This is a genomic window from Geomonas sp. Red32 (genome assembly GCF_023652955.1).
Classification (GTDB): domain Bacteria; phylum Desulfobacterota; class Desulfuromonadia; order Geobacterales; family Geobacteraceae; genus Geomonas.
Map to the genome: position 1 here is coordinate 116232 of NZ_JAKLOY010000012.1, position 24235 is coordinate 140466.

Here is a 24235-nt window from a genome sequence, read left to right on the forward strand (position 1 = left end):
GCAGTCCGTGTTTTTTGAAAACCAATGTCTGGAGACGTGACATGATCGATACCATCGTTCACATGGTACTGGTCCTCGCGATGCCGCCGCTGCTCATCGGCGTCATCGCCAAGACCAAGGCACTGTTTGCGGGAAGGGTAGGGGCACCGGTGCTGCAGCCATACTACGATCTCGGCAGGCTGATGAGGAAGGGGGTCGTGATCAGCGACACCACCAGCTGGGTCTTCAAGGCCGGCCCCGTGGTGACCCTGGCCGCTACCCTTTTCGCCGCCCTGCTGATCCCGCTCGGCAAGCATCCCGCCCCGGTCGCCTTCGAAGGGGACATGATCCTCTTCGCCTACCTCTTCGCCCTGGGGCGCTTCTTCACCACCGCCGCCGCGCTCGACACCGGCTCCGCCTTCGAGGGGATGGGGGCCGCCCGCGAGGTCACCTTCTCCTGCCTCGCCGAGCCGACCATCTTCTTCGCCCTGATCACGCTGACCAGGCTCTCCGGCACCATGTCGCTCACCCCGATGCTCCAGAGCGTCACCCTCACGGTCTGGACCGGGACCGGCGCTTCGCTCCTGCTGATGCTCTTCGGCCTCTTCGTGGTCCTTCTGGCCGAGAACTCCCGCATCCCCTTCGACGACCCCAACACCCATCTCGAGCTCACCATGATTCACGAGGTGATGGTGCTCGACCACTCCGGTCCCTACTTCGGCTGCATCCTCTACGGCGCCGCCCTCAAGCTCTACCTGATGGGAGCCCTCTTCGCCAACATCGCCATCCCCTTCTCCGGGGGGGATCCCTACCTCGACTGGCTGATCTTCGGCCTCTCCATGCTGGCGCTGGCGGTCGGGGTGGGCGTGGTCGAATCGGTGATGGCCCGTCTGAAACTGATCCGCGTTCCCCAGCTTCTGGTGGCGGCCATGATCCTGACCGCCTTCTCGCTGGTCCTGGTTGTGAGGTGATGACATGAGTTCCCTGGCCGACCAGCTCCTCGTCCTTTGTCTGTTGATCAACTTCGCCGTGCTCGGCACGAGCCGCCTCGCCTTCTCGGTCCGCGCGGTGGCCCTGCAGGGGGTGCTCCTCGGGGTGCTACCCGCCCTGGTGCACCCCTTCTCCTGGCACCTGGCCCTCATCGTGGTGAGCATCATGGCGGTCAAGGGTGCCGTCATCCCGGCCCTGATCATCAACGCGATCAAGCGCGCCGAGATCCAGCGCGAGTTCGTCCCCTTCATCGGCTACATTCCGTCGCTGGTCCTGGGGGCGCTCCTCACCTCGCTCGCCTTCATCTTCGCCGCCAAGCTCCCCCTGGCCCCCGAGCACGCCGGACTCCTCGTCGTCCCCGCCTCGCTGGCCACCCTCATGTCCGGCTTCCTGGTCCTCATGGGAAGACGCAAGGCGATCTCGCAGGTCATCGGCTACCTCCTGATGGAGAACGGCATCTTCATCTTCGGCCTCCTGCTGGCCGATGCCATGCCGGTCATGGTCGAGGCCGGCGCCCTTCTCGACCTTTTGGTCGGCGTCTTCGTCATGGGGATCGTCATCAACCACATCAGCCGCGAGTTCTCCACCCTCGACACCTCGCGGCTGTCGGCACTGCGGGAGGAATAACGTGCTCACCTGGTATCTCGTTCTGCTGCCGCTGGTGGGAGCCCAGATCTCCTGGGTCATCCCGGACAACCGGAAACGCCCCTTCGTGCTCCCCGTCTTCGCCCTTGTGCACCTCGCCCTGACCGTGGCGCTGGTGATCCAGACCCCGCCCCCGTCTCCCGGCGGCTGGATCTACCTCGACCCGCTCGGCAAGCTGGTCCTTCTCTGCAACAGCATCCTCTTCGCGGTCTGCGCCTTCTACGCGGTCGGCTACCTCGGCTACCGCCACCGCCGCCCCAACCGGATCCTCTGCCTGGCGCTCCTCGTCTGCCTCTCCGCGATGACCCTGGTGACCATCTCCCAGCACCTGGGGCTTCTCTGGATCGCGCTGGAGGCCACCACCCTGGCCATGGCTCCGCTCGTTTACTTCAACCGCAACGCCCGCTCCATCGAGGCCACCTGGAAATACCTCCTGATCTGCTCGGTGGGGATCGCCATCGCCCTTTTGGGGATCTTCTTCCTGGCCTACTCCACCATCGTGGCCAACCAGGAGGTCTCGCTGGTGATGAGCTCGCTGATCGCCGACGCCGCCAACCTCCACGCCGGCTGGCGCCACGCCGCCTTCATCTTCCTCCTGGTCGGGTTCGGGACCAAGATGGGGCTTGCGCCGCTGCACACCTGGAAGCCGGACGCCTACGGCGAGGCGCCGGGGCTCGTGGGGGCGCTTTTGGCGGGGGGGCTCGTGAACTGCGCGCTTTTGGCCCTCCTGCGGGTCTACCAGATCGCCGCCGCCTCCACCGAGGCGCTCCTCTTCCAGCAGGTGCTCCTCGCCATGGGGCTCGTCTCCATGGCCTTCGCCGCCGTTTTCATGGCCCGCCAGAGCGATTTCAAGAGGATGCTCGCCTACTCGAGCGTCGAGCACGTCGGCATCATCGCGGTGGCCCTCGGCATCGGCAAGGGAGCCCTCTTCGGGGCGCTCCTGCACATGATGAACAACGCGCTCACCAAAGGGGTGCTCTTTCTTTCCTCCGGCAACATCCACCGCGCCTACAACTCCAAGAGCACCCAGTACGTCCGCGGCGCCCTCACCAGGACCCCCTGGTCCGGCGCCCTGTTCCTGGCCGCCTTCCTGGCCATCACCGGCTCCCCCCCCTTCGCCCCCTTCGTGAGCGAGTTCATGATCGTCTCTTCCGCCTTCGGGCAGGGGAACCACGTCACCGGCGGTCTCTTCCTCTTCTTTCTGGCCTTGATCTTCATCGGGATGGCCTCCACCGTGTTGCCGCTGGTGATGGGGAAGATTCCGGAGGACATCGAGCGCACCCCCTACCGTGACGCCGTTCCCACCGTGCTTCCGCCGCTCGTGCTGATGGCGGTGGTCCTCGTGCTCGGGCTCTGGATCCCGGCCCCGCTGCAGGCCATTATCACCGAGGCGGCCGGACTATTGGGAGGTGGACGATGAACCGGCCGTACCGGATGCTGCAAAACGGCGAGGCGGTGCCCCGCCGGGAGATTCCCGAGCTCTCCCTCGAGCGGTTCCAGCAGGAGCTTTTGGGCGGGATCGAGGACGGCTGGCGGGTTGTTTCCTACTTCGGCGCTGCCGAGGGGAATGCGGTCCGGCTCTACGCGGTCCTCTCCGAGAAGATGGAGGGTGTCCTCGGGGTGATGACCGCCCTGGCGACTGCCCGGGAGATCCCGACCCTCACCCCGTACGCGCCGCAGCTCCACCTCTTCGAGCGGGAGATCGCCGAGCAGTTCGGCCTTGTCATCGAGGATCACCCCTGGTTCAAGCCGGTCCGTTTCGCACCGCCCCTTGCCACCCCGCTGGGGGCTTCGGCCGGGAAGACTCCCAAAATCGGCCTGATGGACTTTTACCGTGTCGAAGGCACCGAGATTCACGAGGTGGCGGTAGGGCCGGTCCACGCCGGCATCATCGAGCCGGGGCATTTCCGGTTCCAGTGTTTCGGGGAGGAGGTCCTCCACCTGGAGATCTCGCTCGGGTACCAGCACCGCGCCGTCGAGCGCCTGGTGCAGGGGCCGCTCACCGCCGTCACCCGGAAAAGGATGGAGACGGTGGCGGGCGATACCACCATCGGCCACGGCACCGCCCACACCATGGTGGTGGAGGCGCTCGGCGGCGGCCGGGTCCCGGCCCGGGCCCAGGCGATCCGGGCCGTTGCCCTGGAGCTCGAGCGGCTCGCCAACCATACCGGCGACCTGGGTGCCATCTCCGGCGACGTCGGCTACCTCCCGACCGCCTCCTTCTGCGGGAGGATCCGGGGTGACTTCCTCAACCTGACCGCCGAGCTCTGCGGCAACCGCTTCGGGCGCGACCTGGTCGTACCGGGAGGGGTCGCCTTCGACGTGAGCGGGGATCTCGCCGGGAAGATGGCCGGCCGTCTCCAGAAAGCCTTCGACGACGTCGCCAATGCCGTCGATCTCCTCTGGGAGACCCCGTCGGTGATGGCGAGGCTCGAGGGGACCGGGGTGGTGAGCGGGGAGACCGCGCTGGAGATCGGCATGGTCGGTCCCGCCGCCCGTGCCAGCGGCTTGAACCGCGACATCCGGCGCGACCATCCGTTCGGGATCTACGCCATGAGCCACATCCCGGTGGAGACCGCCCGCGCGGGGGACGTCTACGCGAGGACGCTCGTCCGCTGGCTGGAGGTGGAGAAATCGGTGGAGTTCATCCAGGAACAGCTGACCCACCTCCCCGGGGTGGCCTTTCAGTACCCGGCCGGCGCCATCGCCGGCGACTCCCTGGCGGTCGCCCTCACCGAGGGGTGGCGCGGCGAGATCTGCCACGTCGGGATCACCGACGAGCGCGGGGGCTTCGCCCGTTACAAAATCACCGATCCCTCCTTCCACAACTGGACCGGGCTCGCCATGGCCTTGCGGGAAGGGCAGATCTCCGATTTCCCCCTCTGCAACAAGAGCTTCAATCTCTCGTACTGCGGCTTCGATCTGTAAGGAGCACCGTCTATGATAAAAGCCATCCTGGCCCGCCTGAAGCAGGGGCACCGGACCACCACCTATCCCGATCAGCCGGCTACCCTTCCCGAGCGCTTCCGGGGGTACCCCGAGCTGAACGCCACGGTCTGCCCGCCGGACTGCCGGGTCTGCGCCGACCTCTGCCCGGTGGGGGCCATCGGCTGTGGCGGCAAGCTCTCTATCGACCTCGGCAAGTGCCTCTTCTGTCCCGACTGCGCGGAGATGTGCCCCCATGGCGGCATTACCCACACCACCGACCCCCGCCTGGCCGTCAACCGCCGCGAAGACCTGGTGGTAGCGGCGGGGGAGGAGCGCCGCCTCGCCCAGGCGCTGGAGAAGAAGATGCTCTCCCTCTTCGGGCGCTCCCTCAAGTTCCGTTCCGTGGTAGCCGGCGGTTGCAACGCCTGCGAGGCGGACACCAACGTCCTCTCCACCATCGGCTGGGACATCGGCCGCTTCGGACTGCAGTTCGTGGCCTCCCCGCGCCACGCCGACGGGCTCTGGGTGACCGGGCCGGTGACCGAGAACATGCGGGAGGCGCTCATGCTCACCTACGAGGCGATCCCCGCCCCCAAGATCGTGGTCGCCTGCGGAGCCTGCGCCATCAACGGCGGCCCCTTCATCGGTTCCCCGGCCGCCCACGACGGCGTCGAGGGACTCCTCCCGGTCGATCTCTACATCCCCGGCTGTCCTCCCCATCCCATCACCATTCTCGATGGTTTGCTCAGGCTGCTGGACAGGATGGAGTAGCTCGTGCTAATCTGCGCGACGTTCTGCCGTTGAGGCGGCAGCGCTTCCATTCCATTTGCTAGTGAGGCACACATGAAAGGTCAAAGTCTCCTTGATGCCATAGGGGGCACCCCGCTGGTCGCGGTCGCCCTGAGCGGAAAGCCCGGCGTCCGCATCCTGGCGAAACTCGAGGGGAACAATCCCGGGGGATCCGTCAAGGACCGTCCCGCCCGCCAGATGATCCTGGCCGCCGAAGAAAGCGGAGAGCTCACCCCGGACAAGGTGATCCTCGAACCGACCTCCGGCAACACCGGCATCGCCCTCGCCATGATCGCCGCCGCCCGCGGCTACCGGATAAAACTCTGCATGCCCGCCTGCGTGAGCATGGAGAGGCGGAGCGTCCTCGAGGCCTACGGGGCCGAGATCGTGCTGTCCCCCGGCTGCGAGGCCACCGACGGCGCCATCCGGCTCGCCCACAAGATCCTCGCCGAGGATCCCGAGAAATACTACATGCCCAACCAGTACGCCAATCCCAACAACGTGCTGGCCCACTACAAGACCACCGGTCCCGAGATCTGGGAACAGACCGCCGGGAAGGTGACCCACGTGGTGGGAGGGATCGGCACCAGCGGCACCGTGATGGGGCTCTCCAAGTTCTTCAGGGAGAAGTCTCCGGCGGTCGAGATCGTGGCGGTCGAACCGGTGCTGGGGCACAAGGTCCAGGGCCTGAAGAACATGAAAGAGGCCATCGTCCCGCCGATCTACGACCCCACCGCCTACGACCGCAAACTGGTCATCGAAGACGACGACGCCTTCGAGACCGCCCGTCTGCTGGCCCACCAGCACGGCATCTTCTGCGGGATGTCCGGCGGCGCGGCCATGGCCGGGGCCATGAAGGTGGCGGCCGGTATCGACTCCGGCACCGTGGTGGTCATCATCCCCGACCGTGGCGATCGTTACCTGAGCACCAACCTCTTCAAGTCCATGTGCGCCGACTGCCCCCCCTGACGCCACCGTTGCCCCTCGCACCCCGCGCCCCGCGGGGGCGGGCCGTGGCCAGCGTCGTTAGCAGCTCAACTTTTACCGTCTCTCCCCGCCTCCCGTCATCACCGGGAGGTTGGGCCTGCCCGGAATCCATTCGCGCAGGCAAGGGGGAGGGTGGGTTCCGGAGGTACTGACCATGAACCGTCTCTTCCCCCTGATTCTCGCTGGAGCCCTCCTCTTCCTGGTGGCCGGTTGCGCCTCTAAAGAGGCCGTGAAGAAGGATGCCAAGTCGTATCCCTTCCGTCACAAGGGGTACAGTTTCAAGATCGCCTGGGAGCTCGTTCCCGGTCACGACGGCGTGGCGGTCCAGGGCCTGATGCAGAACATCACCCTCCGCAAGGTCGAGGACATGGAGGTCACCGCCACCTTGCTGCGCGGCGCCAACGACGAGGTGGCCGAGGGGCAGACCTACGTGCTCGGCTCGCTCAAGGACGGGGAATCCACCGATTTCGACCTCTACCTCCCCAAGGCGGTCATTACCCCCGGCGACCGTCTCGCCTTCCGCATCAAGTACATGGTGCCCGGTGCCGCCGGTTACACCTGGGCGACCAACGTCGTCACCGACGCCAAGACCGGTGCCGCCATCGTCCCGGACAACGAAACGACCTCCGAGTAGTCCGGCTTTCGATCGATTCGGGTCCGCCAAACGGTGCCCCCTCCCTCCGGTCCACCCCATCTCGTACCGGGAGAAGGCCGCAGGGAGGGAGCTTTTCTCATCTTCTGGTTGCGTCCTGCCCAACTCGCCGGTACCATTGTGTATGTCGTCACCTCGCCGGTCTCATGAAGTGATCCGACACCATCTTCCCAACCAGTTCCCCATTTGAAAGGAGTACCAATGCCGGAGATCTCGACAATCCGCTCCGCACTCTTTGTCGACTTCGACAATATCTATCTCAATTTCCACAACCAGGACCAGGATCTGGCCAAAGCCTTTGCCAGCCGGCCGGAACGGTGGCTCAAGTGGCTGGTGGACTCGAGACTCCCCATTTCCACCGACGGCCAGTTCGAGCGCCGCATCCTGATCCGCCGGTGCTATCTCAACCCTTCCTCCTTCGCCGATTTCCGCCCCTACTTCACCAAGGCGGCCTTCGAAGTCATCGACTGCCCGCCGCTCACCAGCCGGGGGAAGACCAGTACCGACGTCCACATGGTGATGGACATCCTGGAGACCCTGCACCACTATCCGTCCATCGACGAGTTCATCGTCCTTTCCGGTGACGCCGACTTCACGCCGGTGCTCATCAAGCTCAGAAAGCACGACCGCCGCACCTCCGTGCTGGCGGTGGGATACGCGTCGCCCGCCTACAAGGCGTCCGCCGACCACGTCTTCGACCTCGACGACTTCATCAGCAGCGGCATCGGCTTCGTCGAGATCGAGCCCGATCACGATCTCTCCGCTCCCGGCAGCGTAAAGCCGGAGACTTCGCTCATCAAGCGCATCGCCAGCCGGGTCGCCGAGGTGGTCGCCGAGGCGGGGCCCGTCCAGGCCGCCGACCTGCCGAGGATTTTCCGGGAGTTCAAGGAATTCGGGAGGGATACCAACTGGCTGGGGTACGGCACGCTGCGTAGGCTCGCCATGGAGGTGGCCAACTCGCGTGACGAGCTGCTGCTGATCGACGAGGATCCGTGGAAGATCGGCGTCCAGGCCGCTCCGGTCGTTACCGTGGAGGCCGAGCATGAGCAACCGGCGGCGGCCGCCGAAGGGGTCGTGCTGACCCCGGAGCTCAAGCAGAGGATGGAGGATTTCATCGTCGAGATCGTGAAGTCTTCACCGATCCCGGTGGTGATGGCCAAGATGGCCCATCTGCTGGTTATGAAGTTCGGGCCCGGGCTCAACCAGTCGGAGTGGTTCGGGAAGGGGAGCTTCAAGGCGCTGCTCGGCCACATGAACCTGCCGGGGATCGAGCTCTCCAGCATGCTCTCCGGTTTTCTCTACGATCCGACCATCCACCCGGCCCCGGAAGAGAAGATGGACTCGCTGCAGGTCAAGATCCACAACATCACCGACACCCCGCTGCTCCCCGCCGAGCATTACCTGATCCTGTTCCGCTGCCTGGCCAACGAGGTCAACGCCAACGGCTACAGCCTGAGCAGGACCTCGAAGGCGGTGCGCGACTGCTGCGCGGAGGAAGGGGCATCGGTGGCGAGGAGCCACGTCAACTTCGTGCTGCTCGGCCTGGGCCACGTGCGTTACCGTTACCAGCAGGGGCAGGTGGATGCCGCGACCTTGGCCCAGAAGTTCTTCGAGAACGTCTTGAACCTCTGCCGGAGCTCCCAGATCCAGCTGACCGACGAAGAAACCTCCTCGGTCCGCGCCTGGATCACCGGGGTATCGGAAGAAACCGAAAACCTGTAGCACGCGGCTTCAAACAGATTGAGCGGATCGGCTCAGACCCCCAAGTTTTGGGGGTATCCGCGCCAATCCGCTCAATCCGCGTCATCCGCGTTCGAAGCCGCCGATGTTATCTTTCTTCGATCCTCACCTGGCTCGTCCGCAGGTGTTCCTCCAGCAGGTGGTCCGGCGCGAGCCTTAGCTTCGTCTCTTCCACCTGGTCCACCCCGCCGGCCGTGATCGCCACGTGGCCGGTTTCCAGCCGCTCCACCCATCCCTTGGCCTTGAGATACCAGAGGTGGAACTCCACCAGCTCCGCCGGAGCACCGATCAGGCGGCAGATCTCCACCTCGCCGATCCCCGGGCTCAGCATGTCGCGGCGCCGCTGGACGTAGAGAAGGGAAAGGAGCTTCTCGCGGGTCACCTGGTCGTCCCCGAAGGCCGCCCGGTTACTCGCCTCAGCCGCCACCCCCCATTTATGATTCCAGTAATCCTGGTACTGGACGTCGTACCCGGCCCGCGCCTCGGGGTCCGAAAGGGTATGGTGCGCCTCGACGATCAGGCGGAAGCGGTCCGTGTCCGAAGAGTCCACGTTGTCCGGGTGGTACTTCTTGGCCAGGTGCCGGAAGATACGGTCGATGGTCTCCGCATCCGCGTTGGGGCTTAACTGCAGCAGGTCATAGTAGTCGACGAATTTTTGGATAGTCACCGTATCCTCCCTCCCCCTGGCGTTGTCGTCGTTCTCCGTACGAACACGCCAGCAAGTTTATCATTGGAAAAATCTAAATAAAGTATCCGCCACGAGATCTTGTCATGGGGCTTCCATCCCCGCTATAATCCCGCCCAGCCACAACATCCCCTCTGCTTGGGGGTAGGGCGAGGGGCTTTTCTGCCCGAAACGGAGATCGCGTGTCCACCCCATGTGCTCAAGCCGGCTTGCTTATCGCCCTGTCCGCCGCTTTCTACCTCGCGCTGGGGAGTCTCCCCATGCTGTATGCTGCCGCGAGCCTCCTCACCTTCCTCCTCTACGCCGCCGACAAGACCGCCGCCCGTAACGGCGCCTGGCGCATCCCCGAGCTGACCCTCCACACGGCAAGCCTCCTCGGCGGCTGGCCCGGCGGTCTCCTGGCCCAACGCCTGCTCCGTCACAAGTCGAGCAAGCGATCCTTCCAGCTGGTCTTCTGGCTCACCGTAGCCGCCAACACCCTCACCGCCATCGTGATAACTCACCGGTAAAGTGAAATCGGAAAGAACTAACCGCCGGTGGTGGGTCAATTTTGGACGCCGGTGGTAGGTCAATTTTCATGCCGGTTGACACGGGCTGCGCTGGCGTGATCGCAAGCGCAGCCTTTGAGCCGCGTAAAACGACTTGACAATTAGTTGTCATATCAACTAATCTGAAGCCATGCGAAACGTTGCGGAACTCAGACTCGATGATTCTCTCGACTTCAGGCTGGTGAAGATCGTCACCAAGTTCAGGTGCCAGATCAATAGCCAGTTGAAGCCGTTCGACATCACCAGCGAGCAGTGGGTGGTGTTGCACCGCTTGTGGGAGCAGGACGGCATCAACCAGAAGGAGTTGTCGGAAAAAATCCTCAAGGATCAGGCAAATACCACCAGGATCCTGGACAAGCTCATCAAGAAGGGGCTGGTGAAACGCCTTGACGCGATCGACGACAGGCGTGCCTATCTCATCTATCTAAGCGACGAGGGAAGAGCTGTCTTTGAAGCCGGATTATCTTTCGTCGTGCAGGTAAGGGAACGGATGGAGAGGGGGCTGACGGATAATGAGGTCGCGGTCCTGACTACCCTGCTCGACAAGGTGGCAGCGACGATGTAGCAAATTTTTTTACCAAAATACTTGTCACAACCATTATTAGCAAAACAATTTCATTCGGCTGGTTATTATCAGTTTCTATCTGGCCGGTAGACCGGTAACGCCGGTTCCGGCCACGGTTTTTTCTGCATCCCCGATATAGCGCGGGATTAACTCCCACCCACTGCACTGGAGCGCAAACTGTTTAGATCTCGAAGTAAAATCAGGACCCTTTCCCTGTTGTCCGCCGCTTTCCTCCTCTTTCTCAGTGGCTGTGCCAGTATCCCGAACAGCATCACCCCCGGTTCGCAGCGGCTTGAGCCTCAAAAGCTCAACGCCGGCAACGCAATCCGCGCCGCGGGGAATCAGCCTGTCCCTTGGCCGTCGGCCCAATGGTGGAAGGCGTACGGCGACCCGCAACTGGACCGCATGGTAGCGGAAGCGCTCTCCGGAAATCCGGCCATGCATATCGCGCAGGCGCGGATCGCAAAAGTACAAGCGCTAAGCGGCATTGCCAGGTCGGCCCTGCTCCCCTCGATCGACGTGGATGCGGCTTTCAGCCGGCAGCGGTATTCGGAGTATCATTACAATCCTTCCGCCCTCGCAGGCAACTGGGAATGGAATAACGGGGCAACGGCCGATCTCTCCTACAACCTTGATGTCTGGGGCAAGAACCGCGCCGCCCTCGCCGCATCGCTCGATGCCGTGCAGGTGGGGAGAGCCGAAGCGCAGGAGGTGCAGCTCGCGCTGGAGACAGCTGTGGTCAGGGCGTACGTGCGGCTGTCGCTCCAGTGCGTGCTGGAGGATGTCGCCAAAGCGACCCTGCAGAAGCGGCAGGAAATCCTCGATATCACCCGGAAGCGTTATGCGGCCGGGCTTGCGACCGAACTCGACCTGAGCCAGGCCGAAACGCCGCTTCCTGCGGCACGGGCGGAACTGGAGAGGATCTCGGAGTCGATCGAGTTGCTGCACAACGAGCTGACTGCTCTTACCGGCAAAGGGCCGGGGGACGGCGAAGGGATTCGCAGGCCGTCCCTCTCCTTCGATCTCCCGGTGGGGCTCCCTGCCGTGCTCCCGGCTGAACTCCTGGGGCGGCGCCCCGATGTGGTGGCCCAGCGCTGGCGGGTGGAGGCGGCTGGAAAGGGGATCGAGGTGGCCAAGGCCGCATTTTACCCTAACATCAACCTGACCGCGTTTGCCGGGATACAATCAATCGGCTTCGCCCAGTTCCTGTCGCCAGGCTCCTTGATCGCCGGCTTCACCCCGGCGGTCTCGCTGCCGGTCTTCAATGGGGGGCGGCTGCGCAGCGAGCTCGGCGCCTCCACCGCCGACTACGATATTGCGGTCGACTCGTACAACGGCACGCTGGTCCGGGCGCTGGAGGAAGTGGCCGACCAAGTGGTGACCTTGCGCTCGCTGGAAAAGCAGCGCGGCCAGGCTAAGCAATCGTACGCGCTGGCGCATCGTGCCTACGACATCGCCCTGAAAAGCTTCCGCAAAGGGCTCAGCGAATACCTCAACGTTCTCAACGCCCAGAACCAGACACTGGTGGAGTCACAGCGCAAGGCACAGGTCGAGGCACGGTTTCTCGATGCCTACGCAGGGCTGATGCATTCGATCGGCGGTGGTGTTCCGGTGACCCCGCCCGCGCCGGGGGGCGCGAAATGAGTGCCGTGAACCGGCCGGCGCTCCAGGGCCACTTTTCGGCGCTGTGGCGGGAAGCTCTTGCCGGTGCCCGGGAGGAAGGATGGCGCTGGATATTCGTCGCCAAGTCGGTGGCGGCCGCCTTGGCGGCGCTGTGGCTGTCGATGCGTTTCCAGCTGGACCAGCCGCGTCTGGCCATGATTACCGTCTTCATTGTCATGCGTCCGCAGACCGGGATGGTCCTGACCAAAAGCCTGTACCGCATCGGCGGCACGCTGACCGGCGTGCTGGTGAGCCTGCTGCTGGTCGGGTTGTTTGCCCAGGAGCCGGTGCTGTTCCTGACCGGCTTGGCGGTATGGGTAGGGATATGTACGGCAGGAGCCGCATTTTATCGCGATTTCAAGTCGTATGGGTTTGTGCTGGCCGGATACTCGGCCACCCTTGCCGCACTGCAGGCCGCGCCACAGCCGCAGGCCGCCTTCTCGCTTTCGGTCACCCGGCTCTCGGAAGTAACGCTGGGCATCCTCTGCGCCGCCGTGATGAGCGATCTTATCTTCCCGCGCCGGCTTTCCGATCAGATCATCCGCAACGTGCAGAAGCGCTACGCCGACTTCATCGCTTACGTCCGCGTCTCCCTTTCCGGCACGGCAACCCGCTCGGAACAGGAGGCGATGCACTTCAAGCTGGCGGGCGACGTCATAGCACTCGAATCGATACGCAATGCCGCCATCCTGGAAGATCCCGAAGTGCGTTCCCGCGACCTTAAGCTGCGCAAACTCAACAGCGAATTCATGGCGGCCTCGACCACCTTCTATTCCTTTCACCAGATCCTGAACCGGCTCACGAAAAATCCCACGCCGGCAGGGGAGGCGCTCACCGGAATATACGATTCCCTGGGGGAGACGCTGGAACTGGCCGAAGCCTCCCCGCGCAGTGCCGAAGCAGCACGTCTGACCGCCCGCCGCATCGCCGCCTTCCGGGCTCTTCTGTCGCGGAAAGTGGCAGCGGCGCGAAGGAACTCTCCCGAGCTAAGCGAGGTTCAAAATGCGGTGGACTTCGAAACGGCGCTTGAGCTTTTGCACCGGTTCCTGCGCGAGCTGCATGCCTACGCGAGGACCTACGCAAAGCTCCCGGAAAAGGAATCGGAACCGCAGCCGCCGGACGACATCACGTTCGCGACCCACACCGATCCGTTGGCTGCGCTCCTGGCCGGAGCCAAGGCGTTCGTCTCGATGCTGCTGATAAGCGCCTTCTGGATTGCCACCGCCTGGCCCTATGGCGCCAGTGCCTTGAGCTTCGTGGCGGTGACCAGCTCCCTGTTCGGATCCGCCCCCGATCAGTACCGTTCCGTCCGGCATATGACCATGGGACACGGGTCGGGATACGTGGCGGCACTTTTTTTCATGTGTTTCGTCATGCCCCGGCTGGACGGCTTCATGCTTTTGGCTGCGGCGCTGATGCCGTTTTTGATGGTTGGCTCCTACATCATCACCTACCCGCAATGGATCGCCGTCGGCACCGGTTATGTGGTCTTTTTCTGTGCCATGCTCGCCCCTGCCAATCCCATGGTGCTCAACCCCATGGGGACGGTAAACGAAGGGACTGCCGCGCTTCTGGGTACCGCCATAGCAGGTTTGGTATTCATGACGCTGGTGCCTGCCACTGGGGCCTGGCACAAGCGGCGTATGGCGAGCCAGATACGCCGGCAGGTGGTCACCGCCTGCTTCGCTCCGCTCCCCGGCCTGGTGAACCGCTTCGAAGGCAGTACCTCCGAACTGCTGCACAAGCTCGACGCCACCAAGCACCTGGATCCCAATGGGAACGAACGGCTGGTCACCTGGGTTTTTATGGTCAAAGAGATCGGCCGCGCCGTGATTCATCTGCGGGAAGACGCTGACAGTATTGAGCTGCCGCGCCAGTTGTCGGCTCAGTTGCAGGAAAGCATCAAGTCAACGGCACACCTTTTCGCAAGGCTCTCACTCCGTAACCGGGACCAGGCGCTCGACGGGGTTACCAACGCCATCGACGCGCTTCAGCGCGAAGGGGGGCTGGCATCCCCGCGGGAAGGGGAGATCCTGCGCCGTTTGCTGACCTCGTTGCACCTGATACGGACCGCGCTTCTCGATGATGAAACCGCTCTCGCCGCCGCCTTTGGCGCCCCGGCCGGACAAGCTACGGAGGATATTGTCAATGCCGCGTGAGTTTTCACTCCTCGACGCCCTGATGCCGACCATGTTCCTTGCCTTTCTGGCGAGTGTCGTTGTGCAAGTGCTCCTCGACAGGATCTTGGGATGGTGCGGCCTCTACCGGCACGTCTGGCACCCGCCGCTGTTCCGGGTCTCGGTATTTGCCTGCATTTTCGGGGTCTTCGGACTCTTTGTGCTCCGCTAGCGGGCACATCGCAACCAGGGAGTTTCATCGATGAACGTAAGGTATCTGCTCCGTTTTGTCATAACCATAGCGGTTGTTGCCTCCGCCGCACTGATCAGCAGGACCCTGTGGCAGCGCTACATGGATTCTCCCTGGACCCGCGATGGACGCGTGCGCGCCGACGTTGTCAACGTCGCTGCCGATGTTTCCGGCGTCGTGGTAGGGGTCTCCATAAAGGACAACCAGCTGGTGCATAAGGGGGATCTCCTCTTCACGGTCGACCGCGAACGTTACCGCCTGGCGCTCGAACAGGCAAAGTCGCGTCTGGCGGCGAGCGAGGCGGTGATGAGGATGCGGCAGGATCAGGCCGGGCGCCGTGCGGAACTGGACGGCATCGCCGTCTCGGAGGAGAGCCGCGACGACGCCAGGTCCCAGGCCGAGTCGGCCGTCGCGGCCTGCCAGGAGGCAGCGGTTGCCGTGGAGACGGCGAAGCTCAACCTGGAACGTGCCGAGGTGCGCGCGCCGGTCGACGGCTACGTCACCAACATGAACGTACACCGCGGTGACTTCGCCACCGCGGGGGTGGCCAAACTCGCCTTGATCGACAAGAAGTCGTTCTGGGTCTACGGCTATTTCGAGGAGACCAAGCTCCACCTGCTGCACCCGGGGGATCAGGTCGAGATCAGGCTTCTGGGGAACACCCCACCCCTCAAGGGGCACATCGAGAGCTTCAGCCACGGCATAACCGACCACGACAATCCCACCGGGCGCGAGCTCCTCTCCGACGTCAATCCTGTCTTCAACTGGGTGCGGCTGGCACAGCGCATTCCTGTGCGGATCCGTCTGGACAAGGTGCCTGACAACGCTCCGCTCGCAGCGGGGATGACCTGTACCGTCGTCGCCCGCCCGCCGGCCGCACACCCTGGAACGTAGCCCGCAAGGTAGTAAAGGCAATCCTGTCTGTTTAAATCGGTGATGGTGAACGAAAAAAGGCCAGACATCTCTGTCTGGCCTTTGCATTTTTCTTTGGTGGGCGATACTGGGAAGCCCACCAATTTTATAAGTACCTGATATTGTTTTAGTAAGTCCGCTTTGGTTGGAATGATTTGTGTGCAGTTTGTATAGCACGCTTCATTACGGATATCAAGAGCTATCGATTTCGCCCGAGCCACTCCCCCCCCTCAGGTCTGGGCATTCCTCCTTCATCCGGTGATAACTCACCAAGCCTAAATTCCTTTAATATATACAAAAATATGAATATAAAAATATAAATCAGGGGTTACGTTTAGCTCGCCGCTATTGTCACACTTCTGAAAATCCACGTTTGACCCCGCCTCACCTGAATAACCCTCAAGGCTGACGAGACTCCTCTCCCCGGACGGGGAGCCTACGCACACCCCCTCCTAGAAATTTTTACTTCTCGCGGAAAAAGAAACGACTTCTCCGTATATAAATCAGTAGGAAGGTACTGGTGGCAATACTGCTCCAGAAGAAAACGCTGCATACCATGTAGTTTAAAACCAACAAGACATCAGTGTCTAGCACCCTTAAGCGGTATCAACCCAGATACTGCTATGAGAATAGTATTTCACTGAATTTATTTTAACAAAACAAGGAGGAAGCACAAGAAGTGAATCAAGCAGGATTACACAAGCTGAGGTTTTACCCGAAAGAACCGCTAGCACTAGACATTCATGGAAAAGTCCATGAATCAGGCATCAATACAATCACCAATAAATTGTTCAACCTACCGCTTTCAGAATTTGTACATCTAAAGGACCGGACCAGCAACAAAAGGAAGTACCGGGACGCCTGGAGCTTCAACGAACAGATAATCATCTTCGCCAACGACTTCACTAAAAGGAAGAACATCTCTATCGAAATAAACGGTTCAGGGTTCGACCACTGCTGCATTAACGTCGAGAAGGTCTGCCGCACCATCCAGAATGACTTTGAGGTATCAGCACTCGATGCCAAGATCGACACCCTGGAAACGCCTTTCAGGATGCTGTACCGATGCTACCGGCATGAGGCGGTCACGGCCAACACCGTTAAAGGTTCCGACCGCTCAAGTAGAACCAGGACACTGACTTTTGGAGCTTCACCAAGCTACAGGATTTACGAGGCAGGTTTATTCCACCAGCACATCAACAACCCAGATTTGTGCAGGCATGAACTGGAGTTGGAGGGTAGGCACGCTCGCCAGTTCTTCGCTGAGTGGCGCAAGGCACCGGAAAACCTGGAGGGACTCATAAAGGGGTACATCTCCGGGCATTTCAACGTGCAGTTCAAGCAAGTGACCGAGGACAGCAACGTTGGCCGTCGCCCAGTTCTTCCCGCCTGGAAGAGTTGGCTTAGTTCCTCGACACCGGTGAGGTTTGACAGAGTGACTCCAACAAAGCCGCAGACGGCGAACCAACGGAAGAGCCTGGAAGCGCGAATGCTGAAAACTCGCCTGGAGATCGGGGAGGAAGCCTATCTGGAAGCACTCGCCAATGTGGACCGAGCTTACTGCCAGGACCGCTACCGCGACGAGCAGTCGCCAGAACGGCAGTTAATCTTCGATTTCGGGGGGACCGGGGAGGTCATTGAGGATGGACCGGACACCACGGGGAGAACGGAGGAGATTGATTTTTGATTAGCTTCCTCTATAAATACACATCCCCTGATACGCCTCATCTGAGGTAACTCCCTAACATTGTCGTCAAATACCCACTCCATCATTAATCAATTAATGAGAGGTCTTGACTAAGTGAGACGGCGAAGCCGTCGAGCGCTGGTCAAGTGCGGCTAAAGGCCGAAGGCCGTGCCGCCCCCTGGTAAACCTCAATCCTTCCCCTGGAAGGCAAACTCATAAGGAGCAGAACCATGAAGCATGAAGAAAATGAGGTGGTGCGGAAGTTCATCGAAACCAGCCCGCACACCACCACGAAGTCAGCAGCCCTGCCGTCCCACTACCGTCTCCACATGACCGAGGCCAAAGCCTTCACTCAGTTAAAGGACGGTTCTCTCGTAGAGGAGGAGGATCTGTCTGAGGTCATCGAAACCGTGAAGGCCCTTGTCACCGTTCTCAGGGTCGCAGCAGACCACGGGAAGCTCAACCCCGACCGGCTTGAGGTCATCGGTTCCATCCTCAAAAGACTCTCTGCCGTCATCCACTAACCCGCAGCCTCCAGCAGACGGCACCCGTACCGGTGCGGTTCACCGGGCCTTGCAAAAGCGTCTGCTGGCCTCATGCGCCAACCGCTCGACACCACACTAAACCGAAAGGATCACAACCATGAAATACCAGACTCCCGGCAACGCCAGCTTTGATTCCCTTCCTCCTGAACTGGCCCCTAAACTCGTTTACGCTGAGGGCACCCTTGATGACATCTCCCCCGGCTGCGTCGTGACCGATGAACTCGGAATTAGGTACAAGGTCGGCAAGATGGCTCTAATGTGCCAGTCGCCCCGAATCGTTTACCAAGTGGTTCTCACACCTCTGCCGCAGTCGTAGGAACGCCAGTTACCCAACTCCACCCCAACCCCGACGAGACCGGCCCCGCGCCGGTCTTCGCTTTTCCAGGAGATCCCTTGAAGCTCTTCACCGTTCACTTCGCCTTCCAACGTGAAGGCAAGACCGTCACCCGCCGTGTCACCGTCCGGGCCACGTCCAAAACAGTAGCGGAAGCCATGATCCTTGCTTGGTTGAGGGTTCAGCGCCTGACTCCATTTACTATCACCGCTGAAGCCTAACCCAGGCTTCGAAATTTCGTCTCTGGACGGCCTTTCCATCAAGACCCACACCTCACCCTCCCCAAAAAAATGAAAAAAGGATACCGGCATGATTGAACATATACTCCATCTTCCCAGGCAGCGCCGATACATGGAAGTTCGACCGGCCCAACGCCCCGGCGAATGTCCCTACTGCCACGTAGGCACTATAAGAAACCTCAAGTGCGACCGCTGCGGCGTCTTACTTCCATCCCCTAGCAGTGAGACCAGCCCTGAAAAGTTCCGCAAGTTGTCAGCACTCAGGAAGAAGGCGCAGGCGACCGAATACCGGCCCCAGTTCGATGGCCTCTGTGACCCAGACCCGCACAGCCTGACCGCCGCCGTCCCTTGGGGATGAGGAGTGAGCGTTGCCATGTTGACCGCAGGATGTTATAAGCGATCAAGCCAGAACTACCGTTACTGGAGGTGCTCATGAACAAAGTTACTCTTAAAAGCAGTATGGACATGTTGCAGTCCGTCTCGTTGATCCTCGGCATGGCTTTCATTTGCTTCCAGGTCTACAACATGAGCCGGAGTTACCGTGCAGACCAGATGGTGAAGTCGGCTGACTTCGTAATGAAAATCAGTGAGGAGCTACGAAAGGCCCGTTACGACAAGATCACCAACGCGATCCAGGACCACGACGGCAAGTACCCAATCCTTGCCACCAAAGTACACCAGGGCTTCCCAGAGCACCTGCTAGACGAGTATCTAGGCAACTTCGAGACGTTAGGCAATTTGGTCAAGGACGGCGTCATCACGAAGAAGATGGCCTACAATGAACTGAGTTACGATGTCGAGGCGGCTTGGTCAAATGAGGACGTGCGTAGGTTCATCCGGGACCAGCGCAAGGAAAACAAGGTCAGGGATAGGGAGGATGCGTTCTACACCGGATTTGAGTACCTAGCTAGGGAGTGCTTCAAGCAGGATGGTAAACCCTTACCTGGCCTGGATAAGGAATGAGAAGAGCCAGGGAGAACCCCGGCTCTCTAGCCTACGCCTTCAGCAGCTTGTAAATCGACTCTCGACTAATCCCCAGATCCGAAGCGATTTTTGTTTTCTTCTCGCCTGCCTCAACCCGCTCCTTGATCCTTAGCACCATGTCCTCGGTGATAGACTTCTTGCGGCCCTTTCCCTTGTACCCGCCTGCTGCCTTCTTCAGCTCGATCCCCTCCCGCTGCCTGGACTTGATAAGCGCTCTCTCGAACTCAGCGAAGCTACCCAGCATCTTCAGCATCAGCTCCTTGAAGGGATCATCGTTCCCGGCGAAGGTAAAGCTCTCCTTGACGAACTGAACAAGCACCCCCTTACTGGTCAACTCCTTCACGATGTCCAGGAGGTCCACCAGATTACGGGCCAAGCGGTCCATGCTGTGAACCACTACCGTGTCACCATTCCTGGCGTGCCTAATCAATCGCTCCAATTCGGGGCGATTACGGTCCTTGCCGCTCACCCTGTCCTCGAACACCTCGTCAAGCTCTAGCCCCTCAAGCTGGCGTGCCGTGTTCTGGTCTGTGCTGCTTACCCTCTTGTAGCCGATAACCTGACCTTTCATGTTAGCCCTCCTGGCAACCAAAGCGTGTAAAAACAGTCTAAGACCTTTTAGGCATATTGTCAATAAAATAAAATACCAACCGTTTTTACACATGGATAGTGTGTATTAAACGTGTGGCCCAGCGGTACACCGTTTTTACACACGCCGGAGCCAGCTACTCAGCAGATCGACCTTGAGAAGATCCCGAGGTGATGTTAGGATAGGCACCTGAACGAGCCAGAGTCGAAAGCTGTGGCTGACAAGGAGCGGAAGCTCCAACTACTTCGGGAGGAGAGTTATGAAGACCTACACCCAGATTGCATCAACCCTTTACGATGAGCAGCAGCCTGTCGGGTACCTTGGCCGGGGTACACACTATTCAGTCCTCAGTACAATCACCTGGATCTCGGCAACGGGTGAGAGACTGGACAAACCCCACCGGCATCACATGGCCGTAATTTGGGATGAGGATCATGATGAACGTGTCATCAAGGTCATTGAGCGAATCTACAAAGAGGGACTACTCGCGTCCGTGCTTTTCATCGGAGAACGGAAAGGAAGCCTTACAGTTCTGACGGCTGGTGCTCCGTCGGCTATTTATATTGAGGGTATCCGAGAGCACGGACAGCCTGCCGATGAGCATGACGAAGACTGGTGGGATTCGCATGTGCATCAATTTGGCGACCCGGAGGCGAGCGGCTATATTATCCATGCTGAAGATGAAAGAGTCGATCTTTACCTTAGAAATATCCTGAGCCTATGGCGACTGGGTATTCATCCTTTGTAGGAAGCCGGAAGGGACAATTTTGACGCAAGAAGGGCCGCTCCCGATCAAGGAAGCGGCCCTTCTTCCTTCTATAGCTTCAAGCTCAACACATACACCAACAAGCTGACGCACCCACCGTTGAACATTGAGAAGACATGCCACCCGCGCCGGTAACTCCAGATCCCGACAGCGACGTGGAGGAGGGCCAAGCAGCCGAAGAAGAGAAATCGCACGTTTTGACCCTCACCTACCCCTGGACCGCCGCCCAAAGTGCCGCCAGAAGCTAAATTGGGAAGCCCCAGGTGGGGGCGGGGTCGAAATGGCACCGCACCTCGCGACGCGCGGTCCCTTACGTCCACGCCCGAAAAAAGAAAATAAATGTTATTAAAAAAATAGCTCTTGCGCTCTGCCTTCCAGCTTGTCCAGGTCGATATGCTCAAGGCGCATCTTCTCCGTTATCTCCTTCAACGTTTCGGCCTTGGTCCTCTTAGTATACCGGGCCGTCGTGCTCCTGCCGGTTGAGTGACCCATCATATCCGAAGTGATCTTGAAATCCTCGGTCACATCGAAGACGTTACCGGCAAAGTTGTGCCGGAGCGAGTAGAGGCACTTTCCTTTGTCCGTGGTCACGTACTTCGGTTCAAAGCCCAGGCTCGGTGTCGCCTTGTTCCGTTCCTCGCGGTTGTACCAAACGCTGAAGCTCCTGGAACTGTCCTGGAACAGCTTTGGCCTCTTCAACTTGTCAACCCACTCCAGGAAACCCAGCAGCAAGAGGGAGTCGCAGATTGCAACCGGCCTTATGGTCGCCTTCGTCTTTCCGGCCCTGAGTCTAAAGATCCAGGTTCCCTTATCGGTCTGGCAGATGTCCTCTTTGGTTAGTGCGGTGATGTTACCGAGGCGAAAGCCATGGAAGAGGGCAATTAGGATCAACCAGAACCGCTCTGGGTGGGGGGCTCCTTTAATCCAAAGGGGCTGCGTGCAGATAGCGTCGATCAAGCGCTTTACATCCTCGGTCTCGTATGCGAGGCGCTCATCTTCTGCGGCAGTATTAGTTTCAAATTTTTCCCCCTGGTAGACGTTGGTTGCTTTAAAAAGCATTTCAAACTTACTGGCGTACTCTACAACCTTTCTAGCACGAACAATGTAGTTGTTAGCGGTCTTGAGGCCAATTACCCTGTATTGTTTCCCTGATTTTAGGATTTGATGAATTGATTTGTCACCGAACCTTTGCTGCTTGTTCAATGGGTATTTTAGTAAAATTGTCTTAAGTTTTGTTACAGACTCCATCGAGTTGAACTGAGCTATACTGATGTTGCCAAAGATCGCCAGAAGCTCGCGGCATTCTACCTCCATATCATCCTTGCTGCCTTGAGTTACATTTGGCTTGGATACCAGATAGTGCTCTTTATACTTCTCTAACACCGTCTTCAGGTCATGGTAGCCGCCCTCAAGTTCTTTCGTGACCTTCTGTTGCAGGGACTCCAGCAACGACCACTCGCCACGCAGCATTGCGCTCTGCGTTTCATAGATGACCTTATCAGCGTTAGTTAGCTGTAATCCTAAGACCTCGCAGTCCTGCGGGGTCATCTTGATCCGCTTCCTTAGTAGCTTCTCTGCCACTCGCTTTACCGTGAAGTGGGCGAAGGGAGAAATGGCTTTCAGAGGGAGTCCTGCTTTCAACATCCCTGCCCATTTGTCGCTGGTCTCGGTGCTCTCCTGAAGGTTCTGCCTTGGTGTGGCCCCTCGGTGCTCTGCGACCAGGTCTTTCATCTGCTCCCATTCAACATGGCCTCTGGCGCAGTCATCAAAGATCTTCGAGACGCCAAGGCTGTCCTTCTCGGTGCCGGTGAACGTCTGGTTCGTTGCCGCCGCGTGTAACGCTGTTGCATGGCTGTTCAGGTACTGGTTTACAAGTCGCTGTTGGAGTTCCTTCGATAACATGCCGGTCCTCAGTTGCAGGTATAGTTGCTGGGTCCGGTATTCTAACGCAATCGCGGCTATCCGTGCATCCTTTTCGTTATCGGTCTTGAGGCTTTTCCAGATAAAAGGGGAGGGGAAACAAGGGAGGAGGTCAAAAGGAACGCGGCAGCGGTAGATATACCGGCTGCCGCGTTTGATGAGGTGCTTCGTTTGCATCGTTAGCTCCTTCAATGTGTGTGCATTATGCGATGCACCTACATTTGCTGGGACTAACTACGCAATATCTTTAAATTTGGTGGGCGATACTGGGATCGAACCAGTGACTTCTACCGTGTGAAGGTAGCACTCTCCCGCTGAGTTAATCGCCCGTTGAAGTGTCCTGATTAAATAACAGAAGGATTCACCGGTGTCAAGCCCTGAATCAGACGCGGTGCCGCTTTCAGTCCACCTTTGGCTTAAACGTCGTTTTAAGCTGAAGGTGTTTAGCCTTGACAGTTTCCTTAAGCAGTTGTTATAGTGCCGCAGTTTACGGGAGCGGCAGGCGCCGCGCCCTCCATCCCGCAGGAACAGCCGTTCCCGGCAGGGGAGGGGAGGGATCCCCGCAATCTTCCTACCTTACCCCCGAGGATGGCGCATGAAACTGGAACAAGGTCTCATTCAGGTGTATACCGGCAACTGCAAGGGAAAGACCACGGCTTCGCTGGGACTGGCCCTGCGGGCGGTGGGACGCGAGCTCATGGTCTGCATGATCCAGTTCATGAAAGGGGGTGGCCCCTACGGCGAGCAGATGGCCGCCGAGAAACTCGCCCCCTACCTCACCATCATCCAGACCGGCCGCCGCGGGTGGGTCAACAAGGACAACCCTGCCGACGCCGACAAGCAGCTGGCCGCCGAGGCGCTGGAGTTGGCCAGAAAAACCGTGATGGGGGGAGAGTACGACCTGGTGATCCTCGACGAGATCAACGGGGCGGTCTCCATGGGACTCGTGCCGGTCGAGGACGTGCTCGACCTGATGAAAAACAAGCCCCCCCAGGTCGAGCTGGTGATGACCGGGAGAAACGCCGACGAGCGGATCATCGAGGCGGCCGACCTGGTCACCGAGATGCGCGAGGTGAAGCATTACTACAAGGCCGGGGTCAAGGCCCGGGTCGGCATCGAGATGTAGGGAGAGATTCACCCCTTGTAACGATTAACCCCATCCTCACCCCGGCCCTCCCCTGAAGGGGAGCGTTTGCGGGAGCGGGAAAATTCTTAATACCAAGGAAATTCAGGAGGTGTGCCATGGCTGAGAGGAGATTACGTATTCTGGTAGGGAAGCCCGGGCTGGACGGCCATGACAGGGGAGCCAAGATCATCGCACGTGCGTTCCGCGACGCCGGCTTCGAAGTCATCTATACCGGTCTGCACCAGACCCCGGAGCAGATCGTTTCCGCCGCTATCCAGGAGGACGTCGACCTGATCGCCCTTTCCATCCTCTCCGGCGCCCACAACACCCTGCTTCCCGCCGTTTACGAGCTGATGAAGGAGAAGAAGGCCGAGGACATCGTGCTGATGGCCGGTGGCGTCATCCCCGAGACCGACATCCCCGGCCTCAAGGCCGCCGGCATCCGCGAAGTCTTCACCCCCGGCACCTCCACCGAGACCATCGTGGAGTGGGTCCGCACCAAAGTAACGCCCCGGGCGTAACTCCCCAACTTCCGCTTGCGAACCACACATCCCCCCCTCACCCCCTTTCCCAAAGGGGGGTGAGGAACGTCTAGA

At 60.1% G+C, this 24235-nt stretch carries 25 protein-coding genes and 1 tRNA gene; 22 read left to right on the top strand and 4 right to left on the bottom strand.

The window, feature by feature from the left end; translation table 11 throughout:
* The first annotated feature begins 41 nt into the window (after window positions 1-41).
* The 8 genes from L4X63_RS22500 to L4X63_RS22535 all read left to right on the top strand — a co-directional run bounded on the left by L4X63_RS22500 (window position 42) and on the right by L4X63_RS22535 (window position 8692).
* Window positions 42-950, top strand: coding sequence for a respiratory chain complex I subunit 1 family protein (locus L4X63_RS22500; protein ID WP_250680917.1), 909 nt, complete (start codon window positions 42-44; stop codon window positions 948-950).
* Between the two features lie 4 nt (window positions 951-954).
* The gene (locus L4X63_RS22505) at window positions 955-1596 is read left to right on the top strand and encodes an NADH-quinone oxidoreductase subunit K (protein ID WP_250680918.1); all 642 of its coding nucleotides are present in this window, start codon (window positions 955-957) and stop codon (window positions 1594-1596) included.
* Window position 1597: 1 nt separating this feature from the next.
* Window positions 1598-3034: a proton-conducting transporter transmembrane domain-containing protein gene (locus L4X63_RS22510; protein WP_250680919.1), complete on the top strand. Its 1437-nt coding sequence runs from the start codon at window positions 1598-1600 to the stop codon at window positions 3032-3034.
* Entirely contained in the window at window positions 3031-4542 is a 1512-nt protein-coding gene (locus L4X63_RS22515; protein WP_250680920.1) for a hydrogenase large subunit, read from the top strand. Before L4X63_RS22510 ends, L4X63_RS22515 begins: the two co-directional genes overlap by 4 nt.
* A 12-nt stretch (window positions 4543-4554) precedes the next feature.
* A complete protein-coding gene (locus tag L4X63_RS22520; RefSeq protein WP_250680921.1) occupies window positions 4555-5313 on the top strand; it encodes an NADH-quinone oxidoreductase subunit B family protein in 759 nt (252 codons plus the stop codon).
* Between the two features lie 72 nt (window positions 5314-5385).
* Complete coding sequence (locus L4X63_RS22525) at window positions 5386-6300, top strand: PLP-dependent cysteine synthase family protein (protein ID WP_250680922.1); 915 nt, start codon at window positions 5386-5388, stop codon at window positions 6298-6300.
* 172 nt (window positions 6301-6472) lie between these two features.
* The gene (locus L4X63_RS22530) at window positions 6473-6952 is read left to right on the top strand and encodes a hypothetical protein (protein ID WP_250680923.1); all 480 of its coding nucleotides are present in this window, start codon (window positions 6473-6475) and stop codon (window positions 6950-6952) included.
* A 219-nt stretch (window positions 6953-7171) separates the two neighbouring features.
* Complete coding sequence (locus tag L4X63_RS22535; RefSeq protein WP_250680924.1) at window positions 7172-8692, top strand: NYN domain-containing protein; 1521 nt, start codon at window positions 7172-7174, stop codon at window positions 8690-8692.
* A 106-nt stretch (window positions 8693-8798) separates the two neighbouring features.
* Here L4X63_RS22535 and L4X63_RS22540 read toward each other — a convergent pair whose 3' ends face one another.
* Window positions 8799-9377: a J domain-containing protein gene (locus tag L4X63_RS22540; RefSeq protein ID WP_250680925.1), complete on the bottom strand. Its 579-nt coding sequence runs from the start codon at window positions 9375-9377 to the stop codon at window positions 8799-8801.
* A gap of 227 nt (window positions 9378-9604) precedes the next feature.
* Here L4X63_RS22540 and L4X63_RS22545 point away from each other — a divergent pair, with 227 nt between their 5' ends.
* From L4X63_RS22545 to L4X63_RS22595, 11 genes are all read left to right on the top strand, one after another.
* Window positions 9605-9904, top strand: a complete 300-nt coding sequence (locus L4X63_RS22545) for a DUF1294 domain-containing protein (RefSeq protein WP_250680926.1) — start codon at window positions 9605-9607, stop codon at window positions 9902-9904.
* Window positions 9905-10073: 169 nt separating this feature from the next.
* Window positions 10074-10508, top strand: a complete 435-nt coding sequence (locus L4X63_RS22550) for a MarR family winged helix-turn-helix transcriptional regulator (RefSeq protein ID WP_250680927.1) — start codon at window positions 10074-10076, stop codon at window positions 10506-10508.
* A gap of 216 nt (window positions 10509-10724) precedes the next feature.
* Complete coding sequence (locus tag L4X63_RS22555) at window positions 10725-12152, top strand: efflux transporter outer membrane subunit (RefSeq protein ID WP_250680928.1); 1428 nt, start codon at window positions 10725-10727, stop codon at window positions 12150-12152.
* Window positions 12149-14329: an FUSC family protein gene (locus tag L4X63_RS22560; protein WP_250680929.1), complete on the top strand. Its 2181-nt coding sequence runs from the start codon at window positions 12149-12151 to the stop codon at window positions 14327-14329. Before L4X63_RS22555 ends, L4X63_RS22560 begins: the two co-directional genes overlap by 4 nt.
* A complete protein-coding gene (locus tag L4X63_RS22565; protein WP_250680930.1) occupies window positions 14319-14519 on the top strand; it encodes a DUF1656 domain-containing protein in 201 nt (66 codons plus the stop codon). Before L4X63_RS22560 ends, L4X63_RS22565 begins: the two co-directional genes overlap by 11 nt.
* Before the next feature lie 30 nt (window positions 14520-14549).
* Complete coding sequence (locus L4X63_RS22570) at window positions 14550-15431, top strand: efflux RND transporter periplasmic adaptor subunit (RefSeq protein WP_250680931.1); 882 nt, start codon at window positions 14550-14552, stop codon at window positions 15429-15431.
* A 697-nt stretch (window positions 15432-16128) separates the two neighbouring features.
* Complete coding sequence (locus L4X63_RS23985; protein ID WP_250680932.1) at window positions 16129-17136, top strand: replication initiation factor domain-containing protein; 1008 nt, start codon at window positions 16129-16131, stop codon at window positions 17134-17136.
* Window positions 17137-17366: 230 nt separating this feature from the next.
* Window positions 17367-17660, top strand: coding sequence for a hypothetical protein (locus tag L4X63_RS22580; RefSeq protein WP_250680933.1), 294 nt, complete (start codon window positions 17367-17369; stop codon window positions 17658-17660).
* 118 nt (window positions 17661-17778) lie between these two features.
* Window positions 17779-17997, top strand: coding sequence for a hypothetical protein (locus L4X63_RS22585; RefSeq protein ID WP_250680934.1), 219 nt, complete (start codon window positions 17779-17781; stop codon window positions 17995-17997).
* A gap of 77 nt (window positions 17998-18074) precedes the next feature.
* On the top strand, window positions 18075-18236 hold the full coding sequence (locus L4X63_RS22590; protein ID WP_250680935.1) for a hypothetical protein: 162 nt from the start codon (window positions 18075-18077) through the stop codon (window positions 18234-18236).
* Window positions 18237-18686: 450 nt separating this feature from the next.
* Window positions 18687-19217, top strand: coding sequence for a hypothetical protein (locus L4X63_RS22595; protein WP_250680936.1), 531 nt, complete (start codon window positions 18687-18689; stop codon window positions 19215-19217).
* 31 nt (window positions 19218-19248) lie between these two features.
* On the opposite strand, the gene L4X63_RS22600 is transcribed toward L4X63_RS22595, so the two are convergent.
* Window positions 19249-19809 (bottom strand): recombinase family protein, encoded by a 561-nt coding sequence (locus tag L4X63_RS22600; protein WP_250680937.1) that lies wholly within the window; start codon window positions 19807-19809, stop codon window positions 19249-19251.
* Between the two features lie 277 nt (window positions 19810-20086).
* Here L4X63_RS22600 and L4X63_RS22605 point away from each other — a divergent pair, with 277 nt between their 5' ends.
* Window positions 20087-20575 (top strand): hypothetical protein, encoded by a 489-nt coding sequence (locus L4X63_RS22605; protein WP_250680938.1) that lies wholly within the window; start codon window positions 20087-20089, stop codon window positions 20573-20575.
* Between the two features lie 363 nt (window positions 20576-20938).
* On the opposite strand, the gene L4X63_RS22610 is transcribed toward L4X63_RS22605, so the two are convergent.
* Together L4X63_RS22610 and L4X63_RS22615 are read right to left on the bottom strand one after the other, a co-directional pair.
* Entirely contained in the window at window positions 20939-22690 is a 1752-nt protein-coding gene (locus L4X63_RS22610; RefSeq protein WP_250680939.1) for a DUF6538 domain-containing protein, read from the bottom strand.
* A gap of 77 nt (window positions 22691-22767) precedes the next feature.
* Window positions 22768-22842, bottom strand: a tRNA-Val gene (locus L4X63_RS22615).
* Between the two features lie 266 nt (window positions 22843-23108).
* On the opposite strand from L4X63_RS22615, the gene cobO reads away from it, so the two are divergent.
* Both cobO and L4X63_RS22625 read left to right on the top strand, forming a co-directional pair.
* Complete coding sequence (gene cobO / locus L4X63_RS22620; protein ID WP_250680940.1) at window positions 23109-23639, top strand: cob(I)yrinic acid a,c-diamide adenosyltransferase; 531 nt, start codon at window positions 23109-23111, stop codon at window positions 23637-23639.
* Window positions 23640-23755: 116 nt separating this feature from the next.
* Window positions 23756-24160 carry a cobalamin B12-binding domain-containing protein gene (locus L4X63_RS22625; RefSeq protein WP_250680941.1) on the top strand — a complete coding sequence of 135 codons (405 nt, stop codon included), beginning with the start codon at window positions 23756-23758 and terminating at the stop codon, window positions 24158-24160.
* Window positions 24161-24235: the final 75 nt, after the last annotated feature.